Annotated in this window: 13 protein-coding genes and 3 pseudogenes; 10 read left to right on the top strand and 6 right to left on the bottom strand. The window is 39.9% G+C overall.

Features of this window, described 5'->3' with window-relative positions; all coding sequences use genetic code 11:
• The 8 genes and pseudogenes from HWQ44_RS33600 to HWQ44_RS16605 form a co-directional block, all read left to right on the top strand.
• A pseudogene (locus tag HWQ44_RS33600) lies at positions 1-128 on the top strand (site-specific integrase); the annotation flags it as partial.
• A 3-nt stretch (positions 129-131) separates the two neighbouring features.
• Positions 132-599 carry a hypothetical protein gene (locus HWQ44_RS16575; protein WP_292720510.1) on the top strand — a complete coding sequence of 156 codons (468 nt, stop codon included), beginning with the start codon at positions 132-134 and terminating at the stop codon, positions 597-599.
• 2 nt (positions 600-601) lie between these two features.
• A complete protein-coding gene (locus tag HWQ44_RS16580) occupies positions 602-1,282 on the top strand; it encodes a hypothetical protein (protein WP_292720512.1) in 681 nt (226 codons plus the stop codon).
• Positions 1,283-1,328: 46 nt separating this feature from the next.
• A pseudogene (locus HWQ44_RS16585) lies at positions 1,329-1,532 on the top strand (DnaB-like helicase C-terminal domain-containing protein); the annotation flags it as partial.
• A gap of 214 nt (positions 1,533-1,746) precedes the next feature.
• Positions 1,747-2,586, top strand: a pseudogene (locus HWQ44_RS16590) (ISLre2 family transposase); the annotation flags it as partial.
• Positions 2,587-2,671: 85 nt separating this feature from the next.
• On the top strand, positions 2,672-3,337 hold the full coding sequence (locus HWQ44_RS16595) for a hypothetical protein (RefSeq protein ID WP_292720514.1): 666 nt from the start codon (positions 2,672-2,674) through the stop codon (positions 3,335-3,337).
• A gap of 224 nt (positions 3,338-3,561) precedes the next feature.
• A complete protein-coding gene (locus tag HWQ44_RS16600) occupies positions 3,562-4,236 on the top strand; it encodes a PspA/IM30 family protein (RefSeq protein ID WP_292720517.1) in 675 nt (224 codons plus the stop codon).
• A gap of 1,216 nt (positions 4,237-5,452) precedes the next feature.
• Positions 5,453-5,617, top strand: coding sequence for a hypothetical protein (locus tag HWQ44_RS16605; RefSeq protein WP_292720520.1), 165 nt, complete (start codon positions 5,453-5,455; stop codon positions 5,615-5,617).
• A gap of 11 nt (positions 5,618-5,628) precedes the next feature.
• Here the strand turns inward: HWQ44_RS16605 and HWQ44_RS16610 are convergent, their stop codons facing one another.
• The 3 genes from HWQ44_RS16610 to HWQ44_RS16620 all read right to left on the bottom strand — a co-directional run bounded on the left by HWQ44_RS16610 (position 5,629) and on the right by HWQ44_RS16620 (position 13,338).
• Positions 5,629-9,816, bottom strand: coding sequence for an AAA-like domain-containing protein (locus HWQ44_RS16610; RefSeq protein ID WP_292720523.1), 4,188 nt, complete (start codon positions 9,814-9,816; stop codon positions 5,629-5,631).
• An 8-nt stretch (positions 9,817-9,824) separates the two neighbouring features.
• Positions 9,825-11,993 carry an AAA-like domain-containing protein gene (locus HWQ44_RS16615; RefSeq protein ID WP_292720526.1) on the bottom strand — a complete coding sequence of 723 codons (2,169 nt, stop codon included), beginning with the start codon at positions 11,991-11,993 and terminating at the stop codon, positions 9,825-9,827.
• A 568-nt stretch (positions 11,994-12,561) separates the two neighbouring features.
• Positions 12,562-13,338, bottom strand: coding sequence for a class I SAM-dependent methyltransferase (locus tag HWQ44_RS16620; protein ID WP_292720529.1), 777 nt, complete (start codon positions 13,336-13,338; stop codon positions 12,562-12,564).
• 222 nt (positions 13,339-13,560) lie between these two features.
• Here HWQ44_RS16620 and HWQ44_RS16625 point away from each other — a divergent pair, with 222 nt between their 5' ends.
• Together HWQ44_RS16625 and HWQ44_RS16630 are read left to right on the top strand one after the other, a co-directional pair.
• On the top strand, positions 13,561-15,816 hold the full coding sequence (locus tag HWQ44_RS16625) for a filamentous hemagglutinin N-terminal domain-containing protein (RefSeq protein ID WP_292720531.1): 2,256 nt from the start codon (positions 13,561-13,563) through the stop codon (positions 15,814-15,816).
• A 12-nt stretch (positions 15,817-15,828) separates the two neighbouring features.
• A complete protein-coding gene (locus HWQ44_RS16630; protein ID WP_292720534.1) occupies positions 15,829-18,333 on the top strand; it encodes a CHAT domain-containing protein in 2,505 nt (834 codons plus the stop codon).
• Here the strand turns inward: HWQ44_RS16630 and HWQ44_RS16635 are convergent.
• From HWQ44_RS16635 to HWQ44_RS16645, 3 genes are read right to left on the bottom strand one after another with little or no spacing between them, the layout of a single operon-like run.
• A complete protein-coding gene (locus HWQ44_RS16635; RefSeq protein ID WP_292720537.1) occupies positions 18,294-19,298 on the bottom strand; it encodes a hypothetical protein in 1,005 nt (334 codons plus the stop codon). The genes HWQ44_RS16630 and HWQ44_RS16635 overlap by 40 nt on opposite strands.
• Before the next feature lie 33 nt (positions 19,299-19,331).
• On the bottom strand, positions 19,332-21,290 hold the full coding sequence (locus HWQ44_RS16640) for a tetratricopeptide repeat protein (RefSeq protein ID WP_292720540.1): 1,959 nt from the start codon (positions 21,288-21,290) through the stop codon (positions 19,332-19,334).
• Positions 21,275-22,717: an NB-ARC domain-containing protein gene (locus tag HWQ44_RS16645; RefSeq protein ID WP_292720543.1), complete on the bottom strand. Its 1,443-nt coding sequence runs from the start codon at positions 22,715-22,717 to the stop codon at positions 21,275-21,277. The genes HWQ44_RS16640 and HWQ44_RS16645 overlap by 16 nt, the downstream gene beginning before the upstream one ends.
• Between the last annotated feature and the right edge of the window lie 495 nt (positions 22,718-23,212).

Here is a 23,212-nt window from a genome sequence, read left to right on the forward strand (position 1 = left end):
ACCCCAGCCATGCACGAAAACTAACAGGGCATCAAAGCGAGAAAGCGTTTCGGCGCTATACCCTTCGCAGCGAACAAGAAGCAGCGATCGCAGCTTACTATCGTGCAATCGGTGAAGAAGTGGAGTAAGGTATGCCCAAGCCACTTGATCCCAAGTGTCAGTTATGCGCCAAGTTACCAACAACCCAAGCTAAAGTTTTACATGGAACAGCAGGGGACGGGTGTTGGAATCCCAAAGTCTGCCACAATCGCCGCTCATTCTATCGCCACCGCTCCCAGAATAATTCAGCAGAAATTGATTCAGTAACAGTCGAACCACCAGCAACATATTTTGCAGTGCTGTATTTGTATAAAGAATCAGGCGATAAACCATTGCACGCCTTGGGCGCAGAACTCTGGCTGGGGCAACAGCCTATTTGTCGCTTAGAACCAATTCACTGCTTTGGACTAACGGCTGGCAAGATCCGCGCCTATACAGATCAGGTGTTGCAGGCTTTTGCAAAACAATACAGTGTTTCACTATATCAATATAAGGATATGTTTGAGATTAGCTCAAGCTACTGCCCAGTGCGACCCTGCCCGTTAAATCCAGAATCCTAGAGATGACCACATACCACCAATTAACAATCTGGGATCTGCTGGATGAGTTGTCCGAATCTCCACCAACTTCTTCTCTTGATGCTATGTGGGATTGTTTGGATGCCGAGCTAGAAAGTTTACCCTTGGAGGCACAGTTATCAACCGCAGCGCTTGCCTTCAGTCAAATTGCGGATATTCTTAAGTCTCGTGCCCAAGTGCTGTTGCAAGATACCCGCGATCGCAATAGTCTTTTGGGGCCAATTATTAGCACCGATCTCTTTGCTGGTCTAGTGCGGACAACAATGCACCTCGATTTAGATGATTTGATTGAACCGCAAACACCACAAACCTTTAAACCACACGGCCCACACCAATTTTCATCTCCTAACCAGGAGGGTGATTCTGTAGCAGCACCTGTTGAAAAAGCGAATGTTTTGGCAATGCTTGATGAGGTGACAACTTTAGAAGATGTTCGCAATTTGGCATCAGATGAGGATGTGGAAAAATGGCAGAGTGCGATCGCTAACCATTTGATAAATGTCAAAGATGAGATTTCTTTAGTTAAACTGCAACGTGTGTTGCAAATGCCGATGGTAGAAGTATGGTTGGGATTATTGCTGGGTGGGTTTACACTAGAACAGCGTGGTGATTTTTATCACAACCATAATGTCTGGGTGAAAAGCTCTCCTTCCTACTACCAATAACAATAAATTCGCCATATAGGGTAGCCACCGAGAGGTAGAGTTGATGGGCATCACCGTTTCACAAATTGCCTCAGAATGCCGCCAAATTAAGGCTAAAGAGGAAAAACTTGGGTTAGTTGCAGTTGATTACCTGCAAATGATGGCAGAGGATTCAGGGGGCAACCGCAGCTATGAACTGGGAGATGTGGCCAGGGGACTTTACAAAATGGCAGGGGAACTGGATGTACCCGTGCTAGCACTGTCGCAAATCGGGAGCAATGCGATTTTGTGAGGTGACTCTACATGGAGAGCGATCGCTAATCAAATCTTACGTATAAAGTGAATATTTAATACAATGTAATTAGTAATATTAGCTAGAAGAGACAACCTGTACCAAAAATGAGGTTTCTGTACATTGTTGCGACTAGAAAAAAAGGTAAAATTTCCTTTCAGGAACAGTTTTGAAATAGGAAGTATTTACCTTTATGAAAAAAAACATATCTGCGAATCTAAATTTCGCCGATTCATTATCAGATTTCCAAGAGGATGTGACGAAACTTTTAGATTTTAAAAATATCGAGGAATGGTCTGGAAAAATAGTTAAAGAAAGAGAAGAAAAAATTAGACAGACTGCGTTAGTTTTAGCAGGTCAATGTATCGCCATATTATTGCATAAGCTTTCTCAATCAGAGTCAGTTCATCAAACAGCAATTAATCAAACTAAAGGATGGTGGCATACCGACACACAAAGACACGGTTATACGAAGAGGGAAATATTAACAGTAGGTAATGTTGTAGTAAGTCTCAAATTACCATACGTTGTTCAAAAAAATGAAAAAAAAGCGAAAAACAAATCTACTAATGTTGGATTCTGCCCCTTGTTAAAATGGTTAGGAATGTCAGAAGGCTTGACTCCGCTAGTTTGGTCAGACATTGCAAAATATGGCGCCATAGCTAGTTCTTTTGAAGCTGCACATACAATTCTGGACGATTGGGGAATTAATATTAGTCTTAAACGAATTGAACGATTGACATATAAATTTGTTCAAATCGGCATTGATTTACGTCAAACTAAAATATCTAACTTGCAACAAGGTAAATTACCTGATGGGAATATACTTAAAGACCAGAGAGTTGTAATTGCTGTAGATGGCGGCAGGAGTAAAATTAGGATTAATAAAAAAGGTAGAAAAAATTCCAAAACAAACAAGCACGGCTTTATAGGGGAATGGGTTGAGCCAAAATTAGTAACAATTTATATGGTTGATGAACAGGGAAAAAAAGTCAAAAATAACGAGTTCAAGATTGTAAATGATGGCACTTATGAAGGGCCCCGATATCTTCCAAACCGTTTCCATCCGCCGCGATCCAGAATTCGTCGCCCTCACCTCCCCCGCCAACTCCACTGGCATGTTTGAACTGGAATCCTTGCAACCCGACATGCTACTTCCCTTCGAGGGCAATGGTGTCGATAGCACCTGGGAATTCCGAATGCCCAAAGCCGCTAACCAGTTCGACTACCGCACGATCGCCGATGTCCTGATTACGATCGAATATACCGCCCTCAACAGCTTCGACTATCGCCAGCAGGTAATCCAAACCCTGAATCCCAACTTGAGCGCCGATCGCCCCTTCAGCTTCCGCAACCAGTTTGCCGATCAGTGGTATGACCTGCACAACCCCGACCAAACCAAGATTCCCATGAAAGTCAAATTCCAGACTTTCCGGGAAGACTTCCCGCCCAATGTTGAAACCCTCAAAATCCAGCAAGTCTTGCTCTACTTCGTCCGCGCCAGCCAGAAAACCTTTGAGCTACCCATTACCACCTTGCGATTCACCGAACAGGGCAATCAGGGCACCGTCGGCGGCAGCACCACCCCCATTGATGGCAAGATCAGCACCCGTAGCGGCAATGCGGGTAGCTGGACAGCGATGATCGGTAAAACTCCTGTGGGCGAGTGGGAACTAACCCTACCCAATACCGAAGAAATTAGAAAACGATTTCTAGATGAGGAGATTGATGACATCCTGTTTGTGATTACCTACGCAGGACGAACACCAGAATGGCCTGTGTAAGGTTAGCTGGCGATCGCCGTTGTTGTCGGCTTTTGTGCTAAGTAGCACGCAGTCACTCAGTTGGCGGGAATTGGTAGTAATACGACATTGCTCTGAAACAGGCTCACAGTAAAGATTAGAAGCGTACTACACAGGCTTAATGACACAGAGTTTGCTGGGCATCTATGGTATACCTGACATATTTACTGACTTAAATATTGTTGCTGGAAGCAACAATCTTAGCCATGCTTTACGAAAAAGAGCAATTGTTACTAGATAAGCAGAAAGAATTAATCGAATTCCGACAGTTAGTTGCTCAGACTATTGCCAGTCAAAAACGTATTGAGAAACAGTACCACGAGGCTCAAAAGGAAGTGAAAGAATGGCAGGATGATGTCGATAAAGCACAGCAAGAAGGGGATATAATGTTAGTTAGTCAAGCACTAAATCGGCAAGAATATTATGCCAAAGCTGCCCTTGATTTGAAAGCTTATCTTGACGAACAAACTGTCCAGGTAGAAACCCAAAAGCGACAGCTAATAAAGTTTGAAAGCGAAATTATTAAACTTGAAATCGAACTTGAAATCGAAGAAGAAATACGCACCATACAAAAGCTAAGAAAAAAATCTAAAAGTTCTCAAGTAGGCAAAGAGGAATTCCGCCAGATAGTTGCAGAGGCTATTGCTAGTCAAAAACGCATTGAGGAAAAGTATAACGAAGCTCAAGAAGATGCGAAGAAATGGCAACGGAATGCCCAACTTTCTTTTCAGAAGGGTGATGAAGCATTGGCTTGTCAAGCTTTACACAGAAAGAAGTTTTATGACGAGTCTGTTATTAAATTGAAATCTAATTTAGACGAAATAACTTCTCTAGCAGAGTTGTTAAAACAGGTTTTGATGGAAAGAGAAAGCAATCTCTAACTGTCGTTGGCAGTTTTTCATGGCAGCACAAGGATTTCTAATGTTTAGAAATATTTCGCCAACGGTATCAGAATATTTACCCCCTGTCACGGTTTTTTTGTACCTTTTTATGTATATTTTTCAAAAATAGAACTTTTTTGCAGTATTGTATAACTGAAAATTATCATCTTGGTAGCTGTATACAAGAAACACTTATATTTGACTTTGTTTGAATTAGGACTTACGCACTGTACAAAATAACTATCTTGTGTATGAACGTACATACGTTGTTTCAGGCTTTTGTCAATCACTCTTGATTGGGTGCGATCGCTAAAATTTCATTGAAAAATCTAGCTATAAGCCTTGAAAAGTATACCTGTTATTTTGGCTTTTCTGTCAATGCGTAAGTCCTATGAATAACTAGTCAACCCTCCTCTTACTTTTTTACTACTTTTTCAGCAAACCCTATATAAGTTTTGATTAATAATTTAATTAAAATTATAATATCTGATTATTATCAGTTCCTAAAATTGCTTGAATTTTTTATTGCTTCTTATTGAGAATAGTATAAATGCCTCTAAAACTTCTTAAAATATCTTTTTTGCTCATTTAATGTGTTCTTTTATTCTCTATTGATGAATCAACCTCAGTAATAACCGATTGTGACAGTGCTGGGTACGGAAGGAAGGGTAAATTTGTACTATCTTGCCCCTGGTGTCAGCTTGGCTATATCTACGTGTGATTTGAACTAAAAAACGAGATTTTAACTCATGATATGCTTCAGAAAAGAGTATCCAGTTTATAGTTCATTTTTAATATTCGAGTTTTTTTACTAATAATGATTATCGTGTAGGCAATAAAAATACTGATATGAGCGACGTTTGTATCAATCCTTTAGCTTGATTATCATTATTATTCAGCTACGATTTGAGGTTAGCGATCGCTCTATTGTTGGGCGATCACTTGGACAATGAAATATTTGATTTTTACTCAGATATCTACTAAAACAAAAGTTTTGAACCATATTTTGAATTGAAAGTTTAAGTTAGAAAAATTTTGTCAGGGATTTTTGTGCAAGTTTTGTCCAATTATGTTTTTTTAACTCATTCTCTAGTTATGATTCAGAATTTCAACTCTCGCTCATAATTTGATTCAAAGTTTTAATTTGTGATTAGCGCAAAAGCCTGAATTTTCGTTAACTCTTTTCTAATTTATGGATCAAAATTTTTCTCACATTATGATTCAAAGGACACTACGCCTTATTAATAAAAAGTTTTTGTCTGAAGAATTATGTCCAATATTTCCTAGTATTACATCAGCGATCGCATCTGAAATCTTAACATTACAACTTTTTTCAGATATGTTGCGATCGCTCTCATCCCGCAATGGCGAAGTTCAATAAAGCTCAATCTATCAATTATCTGTCGAATTGCGGCATATTTTGGCATCGGGGTGAGTACGGAGATAGTCTTTTAGCCAATTGCATCCCCGCGCTAGCAGTTGGTTTAAATCCTCAGTGTGCCAGATGAAGACTTTGTACGCGCCTACCACCATAATACGCTGACCATCAGGGCTAAAACTAGCATCCAGCAAGAATCTGTTAGATTCATCGGGACTCTTGAACTCAGCTAATTGCTGTCCTGCTAAGTTCCATATCCGAGCCGTAGCATCCCTTGAGGCTGTGAGAATACGCTGACCATCCGGGCTAAAACTAACACTGGTGATTTCACCCTGATGTCCCTTGAGGGTTGCGAGTTTGTTTCCAGTCAATAGATCCCACACATAAACAATAGAGCGATCGCTGGATGGAGTCACAATATGGCGACCATCCGGGCTAAAAATATTCATTTTATTCTTACCATGAACAGCCACCCCCCTCTTCAAAAAGCTGACAGCCAAACTGCACTCTGCTTGAAGGTAGGCATACTTCTGTAGGAAAGCATTATTAGTGATTCTGCTTTGGTCTTCTTTAAATTCCGCTAACTGCTGACCCGATAAATCCCATATACGAGTCAAGTCATCAGATGTCGTGGCAATCAACTGACTATCTGGGCTAAGAATGACGCTACTATCAATACCTTTTTGTCCCTTAAGTTCAATTTTACTCAGTTTGCGACCCGACGATAGATCCCACATCCAGACAGTACCATCAGATATTGTCAGCATACGCTGACCATCTGAGCTAAAACCGAGTCTACCACCACGAAAATCATTGTAAATTTCACCATTTACTTCAAATTTGCGTGTCTGTCCGGCTTTTGATAAATCCCATATACAAACGATGTCAGCACGCTCTAAAGAATTAAAGGTTTGACTATTTAGGCTAAATATCACACCCTTATTACATCCCAATACTGATGCGTTGGGCAATTTGTTTAGATGCTGTCCTGATAAACTCCACACACCAATACCGCTTGCGCTATCTGTAATAATTTGCCGACTATCAGGACTGAAACTAGCATCTACTATACCTTTACCTTCAATTTTAATTGGCTGCTGATTCTGTAAATTCCATATAAGAACTGTGTCATTATTTATAGTTGCAACACGCTTATTATCTTGACTAAAACCAATTTTTACGCTATTGATTCCAGCAATCTTCTGTCCAGATAAGTTCCATACACCTGATGTTGTAAAAATTAGTTTACTATCCGGGCTAAAACCAACAAAATTACCTTCAAAATCAAGCAATTTTTCCCCCGACAAATTCCACAGATAGACAGCATTGTCTTCTGTAACGATGTATTGACTATTCGGAGTGAAACTCGGATTCAAAGTCTTATTTTGCTCTCCTTTTAGCTTGATTTGTTTTTGCTTTGAGAGATCCAAGATAAGCCCAGATACTGCAACAAAATGGCTATCTGGGCTGAAATTGGCACTAGAGTCTTTGAACTCAGCTAGCAGCTGCCCAGACAAGTTCCATATACGGTCTAAAGAACCACAAATCGCATAAAGACTAGAGACTCTAGAAGTGACAATGTACTGTCCATTTGAGCTAAGTGTGAGGCCATCAACACTGCAATCGGAACTAAAAGCAGACTTAACAATATCTTTGAAGCTAGATAGTCGTTGACCTGACAAGTTCCATATACTCAAAGTTACACTATTAGATACTGTAACAATTCTTTGATTACTTGAATTCAACTTAGCAATGGTGATTTTATTTTGACCTTCCTTGAGTTCAATCGCCTCAAATTGAAGACCCTGCTGTTTTGATAAATCCCAAATAAGAGCAGTACCTGTCTCAGAAATTGCGAGGATATGATGACTATCTGGGCTAAAACTTGGTACGGAGAACTTATTATTATTCCGAGTGATTAGTTTAGCTTGTTGTTGCCCTGAAAGTTTCCACACATAAACAACATCATTATCATTTGTGAAGCTATCACCATCATCATAAGTTGTGAGGATATATTGTCCATCTGGACTGAAACTCGCATGATTGGTCTTTCTATCTTTATCTCCTGCTAATTTAATTTCCTGCTGGTTCGATACGTTCAACACATAAGCTGTACTGTTTCCATAGGTTGTGAGGATATATTGACCATCCGGGCTAAAGTTGGTGGTCTGGACTCCGCCTCGATCTTTAGGAAAATCTAGAATGTTTTGGAGTCGAATATTATCGAGGATGATTTGTAGTGCTAGTAAGGGACTGGTAGCTGGATAATCAATTAATTTCGAGATGCGATTCTTGCTAAGAAGATTTTTCAGTTCCTCTCCAGATCGTATGGATGAAATTAATGCTTGAATCTGCTGGAATTCAAACTCCTTCAGTGATGCTGTACCTTCTCGTTCTAATCGATTGGCAGTCTGGGCTATTTGAGTCTTTTTTTCTTCCAGAACTGCTTTTGCTTGTTCTTCTCGTGCTGCTGCTTCTGCTATCTGCTGTTTTTTCTTAGTTTGCTTTAAAGCTATTTGTGCCTGTTGTTTATCTTGATTTGCCTCTATTGCCTCGCTTTTCGCCCGATTAGCTTCTTGGTTAGCATCTTTAAGTTTTTCCTTGGCTGTTGTGGTTTCAGTCGAAAGTTGCGTATTTAGACCTGATAATTGCCTATTTTGACCTGACAAGGTTTTATTGTGTGTTACTAGCTGATTATTTTCACCTGACAAGGTTTTATTCTGTATTTTTAGCTGACTACTTTTGATTGTCAGTTCTTTATTTTTATCAAAAGCAAACCTCACTGTTTTCTTTGCCCACATGACCACAGCAACAGTGGTCAGAGCCAATGTTACGGCTGTGAAAATTCCGATTAATCCAGCTTTTCGCTTGGCTATATCTAAAGTTTCATAGGCTTTTTTCTGAGCATCCAGAGCTATCTGCACATTTTTTTGGTCAATGTCCTGACTAGCTGCCAGGAACTGATAATCTAAATCGCTTAAGCTCTTATCTTTCGCCCAAGCTTGGGCATTCTGCAATGCTTGCCCCCTGAGCAACCGTGATTCATCCTCGCGGTTTGAAGCCATCCAGGCATTTAGCTCATTCCCGTAAACACGCAACTTTCCCAGTTCCTGGTCAAACCACGATGAGTTAAATACCTCTGCGTAGATACGGTTATAAACGCGGAGCTTACCCTGCTGCTTCACAACCAGTCCCGTCAAGCGCAATGTTGTTTGCTCAGGGCTTTCATCTGCCGCAATTTCTCCGTGCTGCACAATTTGCTGACAAAGCCCCAAAAGTCGCCCCGATCGCTGTTCTCCACCCTCTAGTAGGCGATTGCGAATGGTGATCAAGTGTTGCGGATTATCCTGGCTCTCCCAGTTTTCCAAGATGTGCGATCGCACTAATTGCTCAATCCCTGCTGCTTCATCCCCTGCCGCAATTGGGTCAGGTGAGTTCAGCACCAATTGGCAGAGTTTTTGGACGAGAAAAGGTTGTCCACCCGTCCACTCTAAAATAATTCTTAAAACTGCTTCAGGGTTTTCTGCTTTACCAACTAATCCCGGTATCAGGGGTTGTACTTCTTGCAGTTGGAAGCCTTCGAGAGCGATCGCCTGTCCAATATTGAACGGTGTTCGGCTTTTGTCCTGAATGAGATCGGCAGGGGTGGCAACACCTAAGAGGGCAAAGGTGAGACGCTGGTATTGCAGTTGTTCCGTTCTCTGCTCATCAAAAGCCCGAATCAGAGCAAAGAAATCGTCTTTGAAATCGAATTTGAACACGCTATCGATTTCATCAAAAAACAGCACAATCGGTTGAGAAACTTCAACCAACAGTACCGTTTCAATAAATTCCACAAAGCGTTGTAGCGGTGGGATATCTTCTCGTTCATTCCACCATGCTCTGTGCTGAAATCTAATTCCTAAACTGCTTTTTAAGCGTCCGATAATGCCTTGATACCAGCCAGCTTCGGTGACATTGTGGGTTCCTATAAGGGTAAGAGCAACCGTGCCACAAACGATTCCTTCTGCCCGCAACCGTTGAGCCGTGCAGTTCTGCAAACTCGATTTGCCCATCTGCCGCGAGTTGAATACATAGCAAAACTTCCCCGACTTCAAGGCGGCATAAAACTCTTCATCCGCCTGTCGCACCACATAGCTGGGAGCTTTGCTGTCTAGCCCACCCCCTACTTTGTATTCGTAATCTTGCGGTGGTGTAGTCATGGCGATCGCTACCCTTGATCTTGTAAATGATCGCGAAAATACGAACGGTACAGATCGCAACGAATCGTGGCTTGATTCCCCTGTAAACTAACTAATCCCATGCTTTCTAGCTTAAATGCTGATTTTGAGTTCAAATCCGTTGGTTTACTTTTGATCACTACTTGGCGCAGGGCTTCAGTTAACTCAGGATAGCGCTGCAAATTTAGTAAATGCCGTCGCAAATGGTCAATGTAGATACCTGCTTCTGTAGATGCCTCAGAAAGCAGTTGCTCTAGTGTCACATCTCGGCGACGCAAATGATACAGCGCCTTGCGAACAAGGTAAGGATGTCCACCCACCAAACTTACAAGCTGTTCCACTTGTTGCCCGCCCCAGGTCAAACCATAGCGTTGTGCTAAATCTTGCACCTGAGTTTGGTTAAATTCCGGCAATTCCACAGTCATCCCCACATTAAACGGCGACTGGTTAATGTTGAGGGGAATATAGGCTTCAGTCGAATGGACAACCACCAGCCGCAGCTTTGCCCATAAATCACTAGAAGCATCACCATACCGCGCCGATTCGTACCAGGAACGGAGTAACCCAAAGAAATCATCGGCAACTTCGCGGTGAGGAAAAACCAAATCCACTTCATCCAATCCCAGAACAATCGGGCTATCAATCTCCTCTAAGATGCACTCTTCTAAATAGGTAATGCACTTATCCTTACTGTTGTCTCCCTTCCAGTAGTCTTCTAACTGATTCAGTCGCTTCACTCGCCGCCCAATTTGCACACAGAACCAGTGTAAAAATTGATCCAGGTCTGTAAACAGTTTATTATCTGCCCTCTGAAAGCTGATAGGAATTGCCTGATAGCCTTGTTCTTTGGCATGGTTCAACACCCTTGCCATCAAAGAAGTTTTACCCATCTGCCGGGGAGCTTTGATCCGAATCAGCGCTCCTGGTTGCACTATCTCCCGGTAACAATCTGTTTCCTTGGGAGGGCGTTCAACATACAATCCTGAACTTAACGGTACTGATCCCCCTGGCTCTCGGTATAGCTCTGGTTCTGCTACTGGCAAAGGGGGCTGGTCTGGACTATCTTCGTGAGGGATGACTGGCTCAGATGCAACCATTGCTGGCGCATGTCCTGTAGATAACAAAGTCAGCACTTCTTGTATAAGTACGGGTGTATCCGCAGGAGATTGCCATCGTCGTTGCTGAATATTCTGTAAGTACCCCCGCAGATCATAATTCAAGGGAGAATTCATCGGAAAGTTCACCCGAATTGGCAAGATTATTGGTCGCTGATTGGTACGAGTGTCGCGCAACCGCTTTACCCGCCGCACTTCTTCTGTCACCATTTCGCTGACGGCTGATTGCTCAGACAGCAGTAACAAAAAGTAATCACTTTGCTCTAATTCAGTATCAATCCGCACAGGCCAAGTTTCACCCAGACGGATGCTTTCCCCTGCCATAAATGACTCATGCCCTGCGGCTGTGAGTGCTTCAAAAAACTGTTGAGCCAATTCGCGATCGGGGGATTGACTGCGATAGCTAATAAACACTCTGGTTGTGTTGGTGGTGGGAGATACAGCTTTTACCTGATCGGACTGAACCTGCTTACGTCTTGCCTGGGTAGGCTTTCTCTGCTTAATCACAGGTGTAGAAGACTCCGGGATACTTTGGAGATCAATTAAATTACACCCAAACTCGAAAGCCTCTTTGTAAGTCCTGTCAGTCCCAAGCGCCCGATAAAAGCCTTTTGCAAACTTAATGGCTGCGATATCTCCGATCGCCTGATTCATTCCCACCACACAGTTAATGTGCTGATAAATCGCTTTTGCCTGTTCCTCAGAATAACAGGCGTTCAAAAAGACACATTCCACTTCCGCCTTAAACAACTTAAACAGCCCTGCCAACGCTGTAGAACTGACCAGTTGCATCTGTCCTAGTTCGTTTTCTAGTGCTAATCCCTGGCTCCCCCCACCATGCCCTGAAAAATGGACTATATCAGGAGTGTGATCTAATAAAATCGGCTGTAAATCGTCCACTCGAACTGCCCAACGAGTGATGATTTCAAACTCGTCTCGATTTTTGCACTGATCCAACGCCGCCTGAATTTCCCGTACCTCTTGATCTAGGCGTAGTTGGTTTGTATTCGTTGGGTTCGCACTCAGAATTAATATCTTTTTCACAGCAATAACTCTGAAGGTGGATGATTAATAAGCTACAAACAACTATTGCTCCATTCTAATTGATTTATTAATTCTTAACGATTGCTTGAAAAATTCCCCAAATAAGAACCTAAATTGTGGTTTATCAAGCTGTGGGTGCCAGGGCAAACGCATCTAAATATTGACGAGCCTGAATCATAATGAAATACACCAAGACTCAAACTACATAAGACTTTGAGGAAATTAAATCTCACTCAGTATAAAAATGATAATCATTATGAGGGGGAGTTAGAGGCAGCCGACGGCTGCCTGAATTTTCATGGTAAGTTCTCCACTCTTCTAGCGTAGGTTTTCTCACAGTCTGATTCTCAATAGTTTTAGATTAATGACTAGGAATCAGGAGAAGATCAGCGCAAAGAAAAACTCAACTTATGCGATAGCCAGCGCGTTGGGTAGTTACGCCATCGCCAACTGATTAAAGTGACTTTTACAGATGGCGTGAAAAGTTAGAGTTATCGACATGATCGGGTTTGAGATGAGTTGTAACCCACACTCGACATTGAGTTTTATTTAGAATAAAGGGGCTGATTTAAATTTTTTGAGCAAAGAAAAGAACCGATAAATAGGGTTTAGTAACATATCCTCCGTGAGCATTTAATATCTGTATAATAGCATCAGAAAAATCCTGCTTTTCAGTTCCAGTAAATTTTTGATAAGCAGTTTGAGTTTTCAGAAGACCTAGATATCGTTCTGCATCATAATTAATAGACCAAGGATATTTTTTGACCACTAGGTTTTTGAAACAAAAGCTATTTAATATCCAGTTTTCTCTTTTTTTTATTAGTGATTCAACTGAGGATGGTTTAGCATTAGATATTGTAGGTACATATTTTTGAAACGTTTCTTTGAGCGCCTGAAATATTGAAGTATCTGGTAAAATAGAGAAATTCCAAAAAAATGCAATATAACCTTTTTCTTTTAAAGCTTGTGCAACTTTTGGATACCCTTTTTCACGATTTACCCAATGAAAAGCTTGGGCAGATATTGCTAAATCAAAGGCGCTTGGGCGTAAGTTCCAATCCTCTAAAGTAACTGTCTCAAATGTCACCTTTGGATATAAGCGCATATTTTGAGATGCTATTGCAATCAGTCTTTCACCTGGCTCTAAACAGTAGATAGCGTAGCCCTTTTCAGCAAATGGAACAGTCCCCTTACCTGTCCCGGTTCCAATATCTAAAATTGAAGCTGAATCTGGAAGATTAGCCATCTCAATTACATCTTCAATCAATTGAGATGGATAGCTAGGGCGTGCTGCATCATAGATTTCTGCAACTTCATTAAAGGACTCACTACGTTTTCTGTTCATCACTGATAAATTCACAAACGTATTTTACTCCCGATCACTTTCGCTCGGATTTTAGAAAATATTAACAGTTTTACTACTAGAGAAAAGCCTCTGTCTCCAATCCAATTTGACAAGACGCTACCGCTACTATTAATCTGTATAATTGGTAATCATTCGGGTGCAGGGTGCAAGTCTGTACTAAAAATAATTCAGAGACCAACCGAGAAACTTTTACCATGATTTATGACAAAAGCTTTATCCTGGCTTATCAAGGGCAGCACCTTGTTTTGTCTATTGCCTTGGGAGCCAATTGCGGCACAAATTGTTCCCGATGCAACCCTAAGAGTCAACTCCAGCGTCACACGAGAGGGTAATAATACCAGTGCGATAACGGGAGGAACCCAAGTCGGAAGCAATTTGTTCCATAGCTTTGGACAGTTTTCTGTACCCACAGGAAGCGCAGTCTACTTCAAAAATGCTCCAGACATCCAAAACATTTTGACAAGAGTGACGGGTAGCTCAATATCTAATATTGATGGTTTAATTCGAGCTAACGGCATAGCCAACGTATTTCTTATTAATCCCAATGGGATTATTTTTGGGCTGAATGCTTCACTGAACATTGGCGGCTCGTTTTTCGGCACTACTGCTAATAATATTAAATTTGCTGATGGCATCTCCTTCGATGCTAAACCCCTTAGTGGTGTAGAACCTCTGTTGACAGTGAGCGTGCCTGTGGGATTAGGATTTGGGACAAATGCTGGAAATATTCGCGTCTTTGGAGACGGCCAAGGTATAAGAAAAACTTCAGACCTCATAGATACTAGTTCTGGTCTGCGTGTGCAGCCAAATCAAACCTTAGCTTTGGTGGGTGGTAATATATTACTCTCAAGTGGAACGCTTAAAACAACAGGGGGACAGATTGAATTAGGCAGCGTGGCTGGAGCGGGTTTGGTCAACCTGATTCCTACAGATAAAGGCTGGACGTTGGGATATTCAGGCATCTCAACTTTTGGAGAGATCCAGTTGTCTGGAGCAGCAGCTGTTGATGCCAGTGGCGATGGTGGTGGCAATATTCAAATACAAGCCATGAAGCTAATGCTAGACGGTGGTTCTCAGATTGAGTCCAGCACATTAGGAGCAGGAACGGGAGGAACATTGAAAATCAATGCTTCAGATTCAGTGAACCTGGTGGGATTACCAGAAGTTGATTCGTTTTTCAACACTGGTATATCGAGCCTAGTTTACCCAAGAGCTACCGGATCGGGTGGCAACATCAATATTGAAACTGCGCGGTTAAATGTCCGGGATGGAGCAGGGATCGCTGCTGGTACGTATGGCTTCGGAAATGCTGGTTCCATAGAGGTCTTAGCTCATGATTCAGTAGAAGTGCTGCGAAAACCAACAGCGAATGCAGGCAGTTCCATAACAAGTTTGGCCCAACGAGGATCTACCGGTTCTGGCGGTAACATCAAGATTGAAACTGCGCGCTTAAGTCTACGCTCTGGAGGAGTGATATCATCAGGCACATTTGGGCAGGGTTCGGGAGGCAACGTATCTATAACTGCTGACGAAGAAGTGCAAGTAACCGGAAAGTCATTAACTGGTAATTCTCCTAGCAGAATATCAGCTCGAACTGGAGGAACTGGAAAGGCCGGAAATCTGACAATCGAAGCAGAACGATTAACTGTGACTGATGGTGGGAGAGTAAATATTGGTGGTGAAAAAATTCCAAAAAATCTCAACTTTCAGCCAGGACAAGGAAATGCAGGAACCCTCCGAATCAACGCAGACAGTATCAATCTAGACAGAGGTACTATCACAGCTGGCACAGAAGGCGGCACCAAGGGCGAAGGAGGCGACATTTTCTTACACTCTGGTGACTTACAATTACGTGACAGTATCATTACTGCGACTGCTGGGGGTAATGGCGACGGCGGCAACATCACTATCAACACAGATATCTTAGTTGCAATAAAAAATAGCAGCATAACCGCAAATGCCTTTGAGGGCCGTGGTGGGAATATCACAATTAATGCTAAGGGACTATTCCTTTCCCTTAATAGCTTAATAACAGCTAGTTCCAAGTACGGAATTAACGGTACTGTTAAATATAACATCGCTGATACTAACATTTACCCTACTCAACTAAAAGCAGAAGTAATTCCAATAACTCCTGAAATCACCCCAGTTTGTCAGGCACGAGCAGGCACAGAAGTAAATAGTTTTCGAGTTAGTAGTACTCGCAATCTCCAATCTAAGCCTAATAACCTGATGTTTAACAATGTTGAGCAAAGTAACTCTGTTCCAGTTCCAGCTTTGAATAATTCACATAATCTAAAATCATTAAGAAGTAACCAAGCTACACAAATCATAGAAGCCAACGTTTTGATTCGGGATTCTCAAGGTAATTTAGTTTTGACAACAGACCAAGCAAATCCAACCTGGGATAATGCTTCACTGTCTGCAAGTTCTTGTTTTTCAGGATCTCAGTGGTAAAAAGATAGAAAAATGATCTCACTTCAATGTTGCTTTAAATATCTTTTCTCAGGCATTCTAGGGCTGTCTTTAATTTTAATTCAATCCTCTTCCCCTGCCCAGACTGTAAAAAAAGAAAAAGAATTTCTCAAAAATCAAGCGGCATCCCTGACTTCATCAGGTCACGAACAATTAGCTCTAGATCAGGCGAATGAAGCTTTAAAAACTTGGCAGGAATCTACCAAAATATATCGCCAACTAAACGACCAAGAGGGAATTACGGAAAGCCTGATTAATCAAAACCTTGCTTTCCAAGCATTAGGATTACATAAACAAGCTTGCAATACACTTTTAGAAGCTTTAAACTTTAATACAATTCTAGGTATTTGCGACACGACTTTGCAGCAACCTGCTCTTACTCAAAAAGAGCAACTTACGACATTAATTGGTAAGCAGGAAGCAACATCGGTTAACTTACTTGGATTACAGAATCTCGGAGAAGTCTTGCGGATTTTGGGAAATTTAAATGAATCTGAAACAGTTCTACAAGAAACGTTAACGCTAGCAAAACTTGTATCTTCATCAAGGATTAGTGGAATTTATCTGTCTTTAGGTAATATTGAACAGACAATTTATCAGCAATTACAAGATAAATATTCTTGGATAGAGGAACCACTTTTTCGAGAGCAGATTGCTAACATTATTCCACAAAAAGCGCAAAAATCACTCTGGTATTACCAAACACTAGAAAACATCCCAAATATCTCAAAATCAGCTAAACTGCAATCTCAGTTGAATCACTTAACTTTACTGATGAGTTGGGAAAAATGGCTCAGTCATCAACCAAATCAAGCGAACCTCCATCAGAAAGTTAATCAACAAATTAGAGTATTGGTAAATCAAATAGATGGCAATTCTTCTGACTTTTTGGAGTTATCACCTGAGCCATCTATTCATGCTCGGTTGAATTTTGCTAATAACCTCAGCCAGATCCCAGATGAACAATTGAAATCAGTAGCGATTCGATATGCTAAATTAGCATTGAAAATGGCTGAAACTATTAATAGTATCCGATGGGTATCCTATAGTTTTGGTACTTTGGGTAAATTATCAACTCAAACAGAACAAAAACAAGCATATTTTACGAAGGCTTTAGGATTCGCTCAATCAATTCGGGCTTCGGATATTGCTTACGAATGGCAGCAGCAGTTAGGACTAATTTACCAAAAGCAGGGAAAAACTGAGTTAGCGATTCAGAACTATAATGCTGCGATCGCAAACATGACTCAAGTGCGTGATAGTCTTTTGTCAACTAACGGAGATTTGCAGTTCTCTTTTCAGTCAGAAATGGAGCCGACATATCGTAATTATATGCGATTGCTCTTAACATCACCTAATCCTGATTTAAAAAGAGTAATAGAGATAAATGAAGGATTGCAGATAGCACGCTTAGAAAACTTTCTCAGATGTGGCAAGCTTGACCTTGTTGCTTTGAATCAGCTTCAGAACCTCAATAGCGCCCCAACAGTAATTCACATTATTGATTTAGGGGATACTATAGAAGTAATTGCTCAGTCAACAGATGGCTCACTTCACCACCATTCTATTGAATCTAAACTAGTTCGATTCCAGATAGATCATCTTTTAGAAGCTTTACAAAATGAAAAGTTTTCTGAAGTAGGCGAAAGTAGCATTACTACTTCTTCTCAAGGAATTTATGAAAAGCTAATTGCACCAATAAAAACATATCTACCCCCATCAGGAACACTCGTATTCACTTTAGATAAATCTTTCCAAAGCATACCAATGGCATTGTTATATGATGGAAAACATTATTTAATAGAGCGTTACAGTATTGCAGAAACTTTAGGTTCCAGAATTAGACAACCTAGAGTCTTGCATGAAAACCAGATGATAGCTTTAATAGCTGGACTATCAAAACTAAGCCCCAGTTCTATAGATCCAAATGCACCTAAAAATATGGAGAATTTGCTCCCATCTAAACAAGAAATAGAAAATGTAGAAAAACAAACTAAATCGTCAGTTGCCTTGTTAGACAAGAAGTTTACCCTTAAAAGGTTTAAAGAAGAACTAACTCAAAATAATTTTCCTATTGTACATATTACTACCCACGGTCAATTTAGTTCTGACCCACTGAAAACAGTACTGGTTGCCTATGACAAGCTAATTAATATTAGGGACTTTGACAGCTTAATCAGAGGTAAAACTGAAAATAGTCAAGATGCAATTGAGTTACTTGTTCTCAGCGCCTGCGAAACAGCTAAAGGCAACAAGCAGTCAGCAATGGGTATTGCAGGAATGGCTGCACAAGCTGGAGCGCGTAGTACTGTTGCTACTTTGTGGCGCGTGGATGCCGATTCTACCGCTTTGCTTATGCAAGAATTTTATAAAGGTTTGAACAATGGCTTGCCAAAAGCAGAAGCACTACGTCAGGCGCAATTAAGTTTACTGTCAAATCCTAAATATAAGAAGGCTTATTATTGGGGTGGGTTCCTCCTGGTTGGAAGCTGGTTGTAAAATTCCACTGATTTTAGCCCTGATTCGGCTTTTTCTAACTCTTTGGAATTCTTACTGCTTTTCGCTAACTCAGCTGCCTTGATGTATTCGAGTTTCGCCTCCTTTGGCAACTTGGCCTTCAGATAGCGATCGCCCAGTACTCTGTAAAGAGTCGGATTTTGGCTATTAGTTGTTGTTGCCATTTTTAACATCTCAATTGTTTCATTTAAAAGATTTTCTGCCGTATAAATAGCATCTACGTCAAGAATAGTTTCATCTGGAGGTAGCCCTAAGTCTTTGATACGTTTAATCTTTTGTGCAATTTGTTCTTGCTTTGCTACAGACAATACGTCCACAAACGTTTCATCATAGCTAAAAGCTTGACCATCAATATATGCAAAGACATCTATTGTATATGGAGTACCTGGTTGAAATTCTTTTTCATCACTTGGGTAGGCAAGCCGAGTTTGATTTACAACTTTTTCCCACCCAAATTCGTAACTTTTTACTTTGACTTTGTAAGAAGTAGCACCCTTAACAGCAGTCCAAGTTATTTCTGGACGGGAATTCAATGTTGATGTGCTATAAGGAGAAATGATTATTGGCTCATCGCTCCCTTCTGTGCCACCTTTTCGTATGTGACACGCATTAGTATTGGTTGGATTGCAAGTGGATAAGGCTTCGTCAGGCTCTGCACATTTATCAAGAGGAATAGTTCCACTAGATAATTTTAAAATCTTTCCAGAACTAAAGCATAAAAATTCTACATAATCACCATTCACAACTTCTATTGTATCTCCCTTACAAATTAAGCTCCCTGCTGACAAGTGCTTGTGACCCTTACTTATTATCCTTCCCATTTGTGGATCACAATGAACCTGATTTCTTCTTACTCTTATGAGCGGTATATTTGCTAGCAATGGTAGATGAATTAGTATTAGAGAAGTTAAGCAGCACATTCCCCCAAAAAACATCAGCTTTTTCATTGTTTTACAAACATAATTTGTTTGAGCATCTTATCATTTATCAAGTATCCGATCTAGCAGTTCTTGTCTCCAGCGAAACACTTCTGGTAGGCTAGATTTAGTCAAGATACAAGCATCTATATAAGCTCTGGCGTAATTAAGTTGACCTAATGATTCTTCTATTTGAGATAGCAAACAATACGCATCTGTTCTTTCGCTATCTAACTTTGTTGCTTTTTCTAGATACTTTTCGGCTTCAGTTAACTTATTTTCCATTAACCTTGCCCATCCTAAATCTTTATACAACGATGCCTGTAATTCCCGATTATTAGTTTCCTGCAAACCTTTTAAAGCTAAAGTAGCTGCTGCTCTATAATCCCCCTTTTTATTTTTCAATCTTGCTAAAGCTGCAACAGCAAACATAGCTTGATCGCTACTTCTAATAGCGATTTCATATTGCTTTTCTGCTAAATCATATTCTCCCTGTCCATCATAAAAATCACCTAATCCGTAATGTGATTCCCATTTGTTAGGCTTTAACTTAAAAATTATTTCGTAAGTTTTGTTAACACAATTATAGTCATATAACTGCTGACACGCAATTGCTAAATTATTATAAGCAGTATCGTCCTTCGGGTTGTACTTTATAGCTAGCTCGTAATTTTTTCTAGCAATCTTAGGGTCATTTTGATGCTGTAAACCCTTCTCAAAGTAAAAAGTTGAGACTGAATTATTTAAATTATGTCCATACTTTATTGCTCTTTGAAAGTCTTTTTCAGCATCAGCAATCCTATTTTCTTTATAAGCTTCTTTACCTTGATTTAAAAAATAATCTGCTACTGTGTATTTTAAGCTAGTATTCAAATATACTGCTTTTTGAAAATCGTTCTCAGCTTGGTCAATTTGATTTTCTTTATAAGCTTTTTTACCGGAATCTAAATAATATTTTGCTACTAGAGGTAGGGATGCATATATCAAACCAACAATACTTAGTAAACCTAATACAAAAACACTCAGTTGAAACGGCTTTGATTTAATTACTCGATTAAACTTTGATTGATTAGGTAAGCGCTCCAAACGCTGTATTATTATTTGAGTACTTTGTGGGCGCTGCCCAACAAAAGGAGCCATCATATCATCAAGTAAATCAGCCAGAAATTTATCTATGTGAAGTGCTTTATCTCTCCAAATTAGTCTTCCTGTCTGCTCGTCCATTTTGATTTCAATTAAAGAAATACCTGTGACTAAGTAAACAAAAGTTCTACCTAAAGCGTAAAAGTCTGACTGTGGTACGGCTTGTCCATGAATTTGCTCTAAGGGAGAGTAACAAGCTGTCCTAACAGCAGTTATTTCGTAACCATTACCGAATCCTGTAGTAGTTCCTCCACTGGTACTGACTTTGGCAAAGTAGGTTCTACTAAGCTGTCTTGCTCCACCAAAATCAACAAGTGCTAAATTCCCGTCGGGTTGATGAACAATGTTTTCTGGTTTGATATCTCTGTGGAAGAAACCAGACCGATGAACTAAATCAAGAATCTCCATCAACTGCAATAACCATTCATAAGCCATTTCTTGGCTAATTCGTCCATAAGATTGTACCCACTGAGTTAAATTCTCTCCTTCAAACTTATGCATAACTAGACAATGTAGTTCTAGAAGATTATCATTCAGCCTAAATGTGAAATAATCTTCCCTATTAGACTTGGGAATTCCAGGATGGTCTAAGATTTGTAATATGAGCGATTCTCTTTTAAGTAGCTCAACTAACTTAGAATCATCAATCCATCTTAATACTTTCATTACTCTTATTTGAGGCTGAGGATGTTCTTCTGTGCCAATATCCTCAATTTCAAAGACATCTGTGTAAGTATATGGATTTTGCTCCAAAGAACGCAACGGGCGTAGCAAACGAATACGCCCGTTTATTATCAATGGATTTCCACATGCTAAACAATTTTCAGCGCTATCAGGATTATAACGTTGGGTACAAAGAGGATTTATGCAGTAGCCCACAAGGTAACTTCCCTTGTTTGTATTGTATCTGGTATTTTATGCACTAATCCCAATGGATCAACTAAAATATACTTCTTAATAGATGCTTGTAAACTATAACTAGCTTCTCGTTTGTTTGATTTACCAGCAATTTCAATTAACGAGCGTTGTTCTAAAACTTCTATTGCTGTTATTAGTTCAAAAACTGACAACTTGAAATCTACTCGCTCTTTTAAATTATCAATGAGTTTAGAGAATTGAATAGAAGTCGAGTTTTCTGACATTTCTTCTGCCAAATAAATCATTATTTGCCTTTGAAGATTACTTAAAAGTCCAACTTGTCCAAATTGCTGATGTAGCATTGTTTCAAGTTGAGGATCAATCATAGTAGTTTGATATCTAAAAAATGTTTTCACACTCCCCTCAAAAAAACGATTAATTCTATCAGCCAACGCTTCTAAACTTGATGGATTCCCAGAATAATTTTCAATTAATCGCTTACATTCTTGTCCAGTTAAACCTTTTTCTTGTAATATTTGCATTCCCGCGTTTACATCTAAACCTTCTAATTTGAAAGAGCGAATAGGTAGTTTTGTAGTCACAGAAGCAAATTCTTTTAAAGGCAACTGACTTGTTATAATAATGCAGCTTTCATGCTTCCCTTCTGTAAGTTTTAAAAGGAATTTTTCATATTGTAATCTTTTTCCAAAATCATCGGCTAACAATAGCTTTTCAAATCCATCAATTACTAGTAGACAACGATGTAAGTGAAGCTGTTTTGATAGTAAAGATATGCTATCTATAAAAGAGTTTTCACTTGCTTCTATGTCTACTTGAAAAATTTTATTTAAATCAATGACTAACTCATCAATTGACAAAGAATGATTAATTGTTTTCCAGATTATACATTCATATATACTACTTAAAGAATCAAAAGTTATTTCTTCAACCAATCTAGAGGCTAATAAAGTTTTTCCTATTCCTCCAACTCCAGTAAAAACTATACAGCGTTCTTTAAATAGAGTAATTTGTTTCTTAAAATAGTTAATTTCATCCTTTCGTCCATAAAAAGATTTTATTTTAGGTAGTTCCCCATAAATTCTAATATTGCCAACGAAACTATCGTTATCCAATCTGGATGCCTCTTCCTTCCGATAATCGCTCTTTGCTAGCTTAAGCAAAATAGATTTCAAAGATATTTTTGTTACTTTCACTCCATCACCAATAATTACTGAAAGCATACTCCATAGTGGTGGAGCTACTTTCTGCTGCAAATAGTATGCGTTATACCCCGAATCACTTGCCATCTCTTTATAATCTTTACTATCCCAAACTCCCTTAATAAGAACTTTTTCTACTTCTGTTAAATACCTTCCCGTAGATTGAAACACTTGTTCTTCTAATACAGCTAATACTCTTTTTACGTCTAAAACTTGGCTTGAATTCATGCCGACTTTTCCTTACGTAAGTAGGTATACATAAAGTTACATTTTACTCCTTAGTACCTAAAATATCTACAAAATTCACAATTATTAACTGAAGCTAGGTTCTCAAATTACCTTTCTAGGCTATATTGATTTAAATGCTACATCTTAATAGGGAGATTTAACGCATCTCTAGTACATTATCCGGTCTAGCTTGAGCATAAAAGTGTGAAAGAAGTTGACCAACGTCAACCAAGGAACACCGCCTGCGGGTATTTTTGATCACTGATTAATTCAATGGGTTTGTTTTGAAAAGCTTGTGTTTAGGTATCTTAACCTAAACCAAATATCTTCTGCGAATACATTTGAATGAAAGCTCTTACCTCGACCGAGTAAGACGACCAGAACTTCTGTAAAATCAAGCTAATTGAAAGGAGGCATGGAGGTGAAGATACAACAGTACGACTGTTTAATGCAGAAAGCGCCACTAAGGAGTCGCGCTTTCTACGTATTGCAAAT

The organism is Nostoc sp. JL34, assembly GCF_017114945.1.
In the GTDB taxonomy this organism is placed as follows: Bacteria; Cyanobacteriota; Cyanobacteriia; order Cyanobacteriales; family Nostocaceae; genus Nostoc.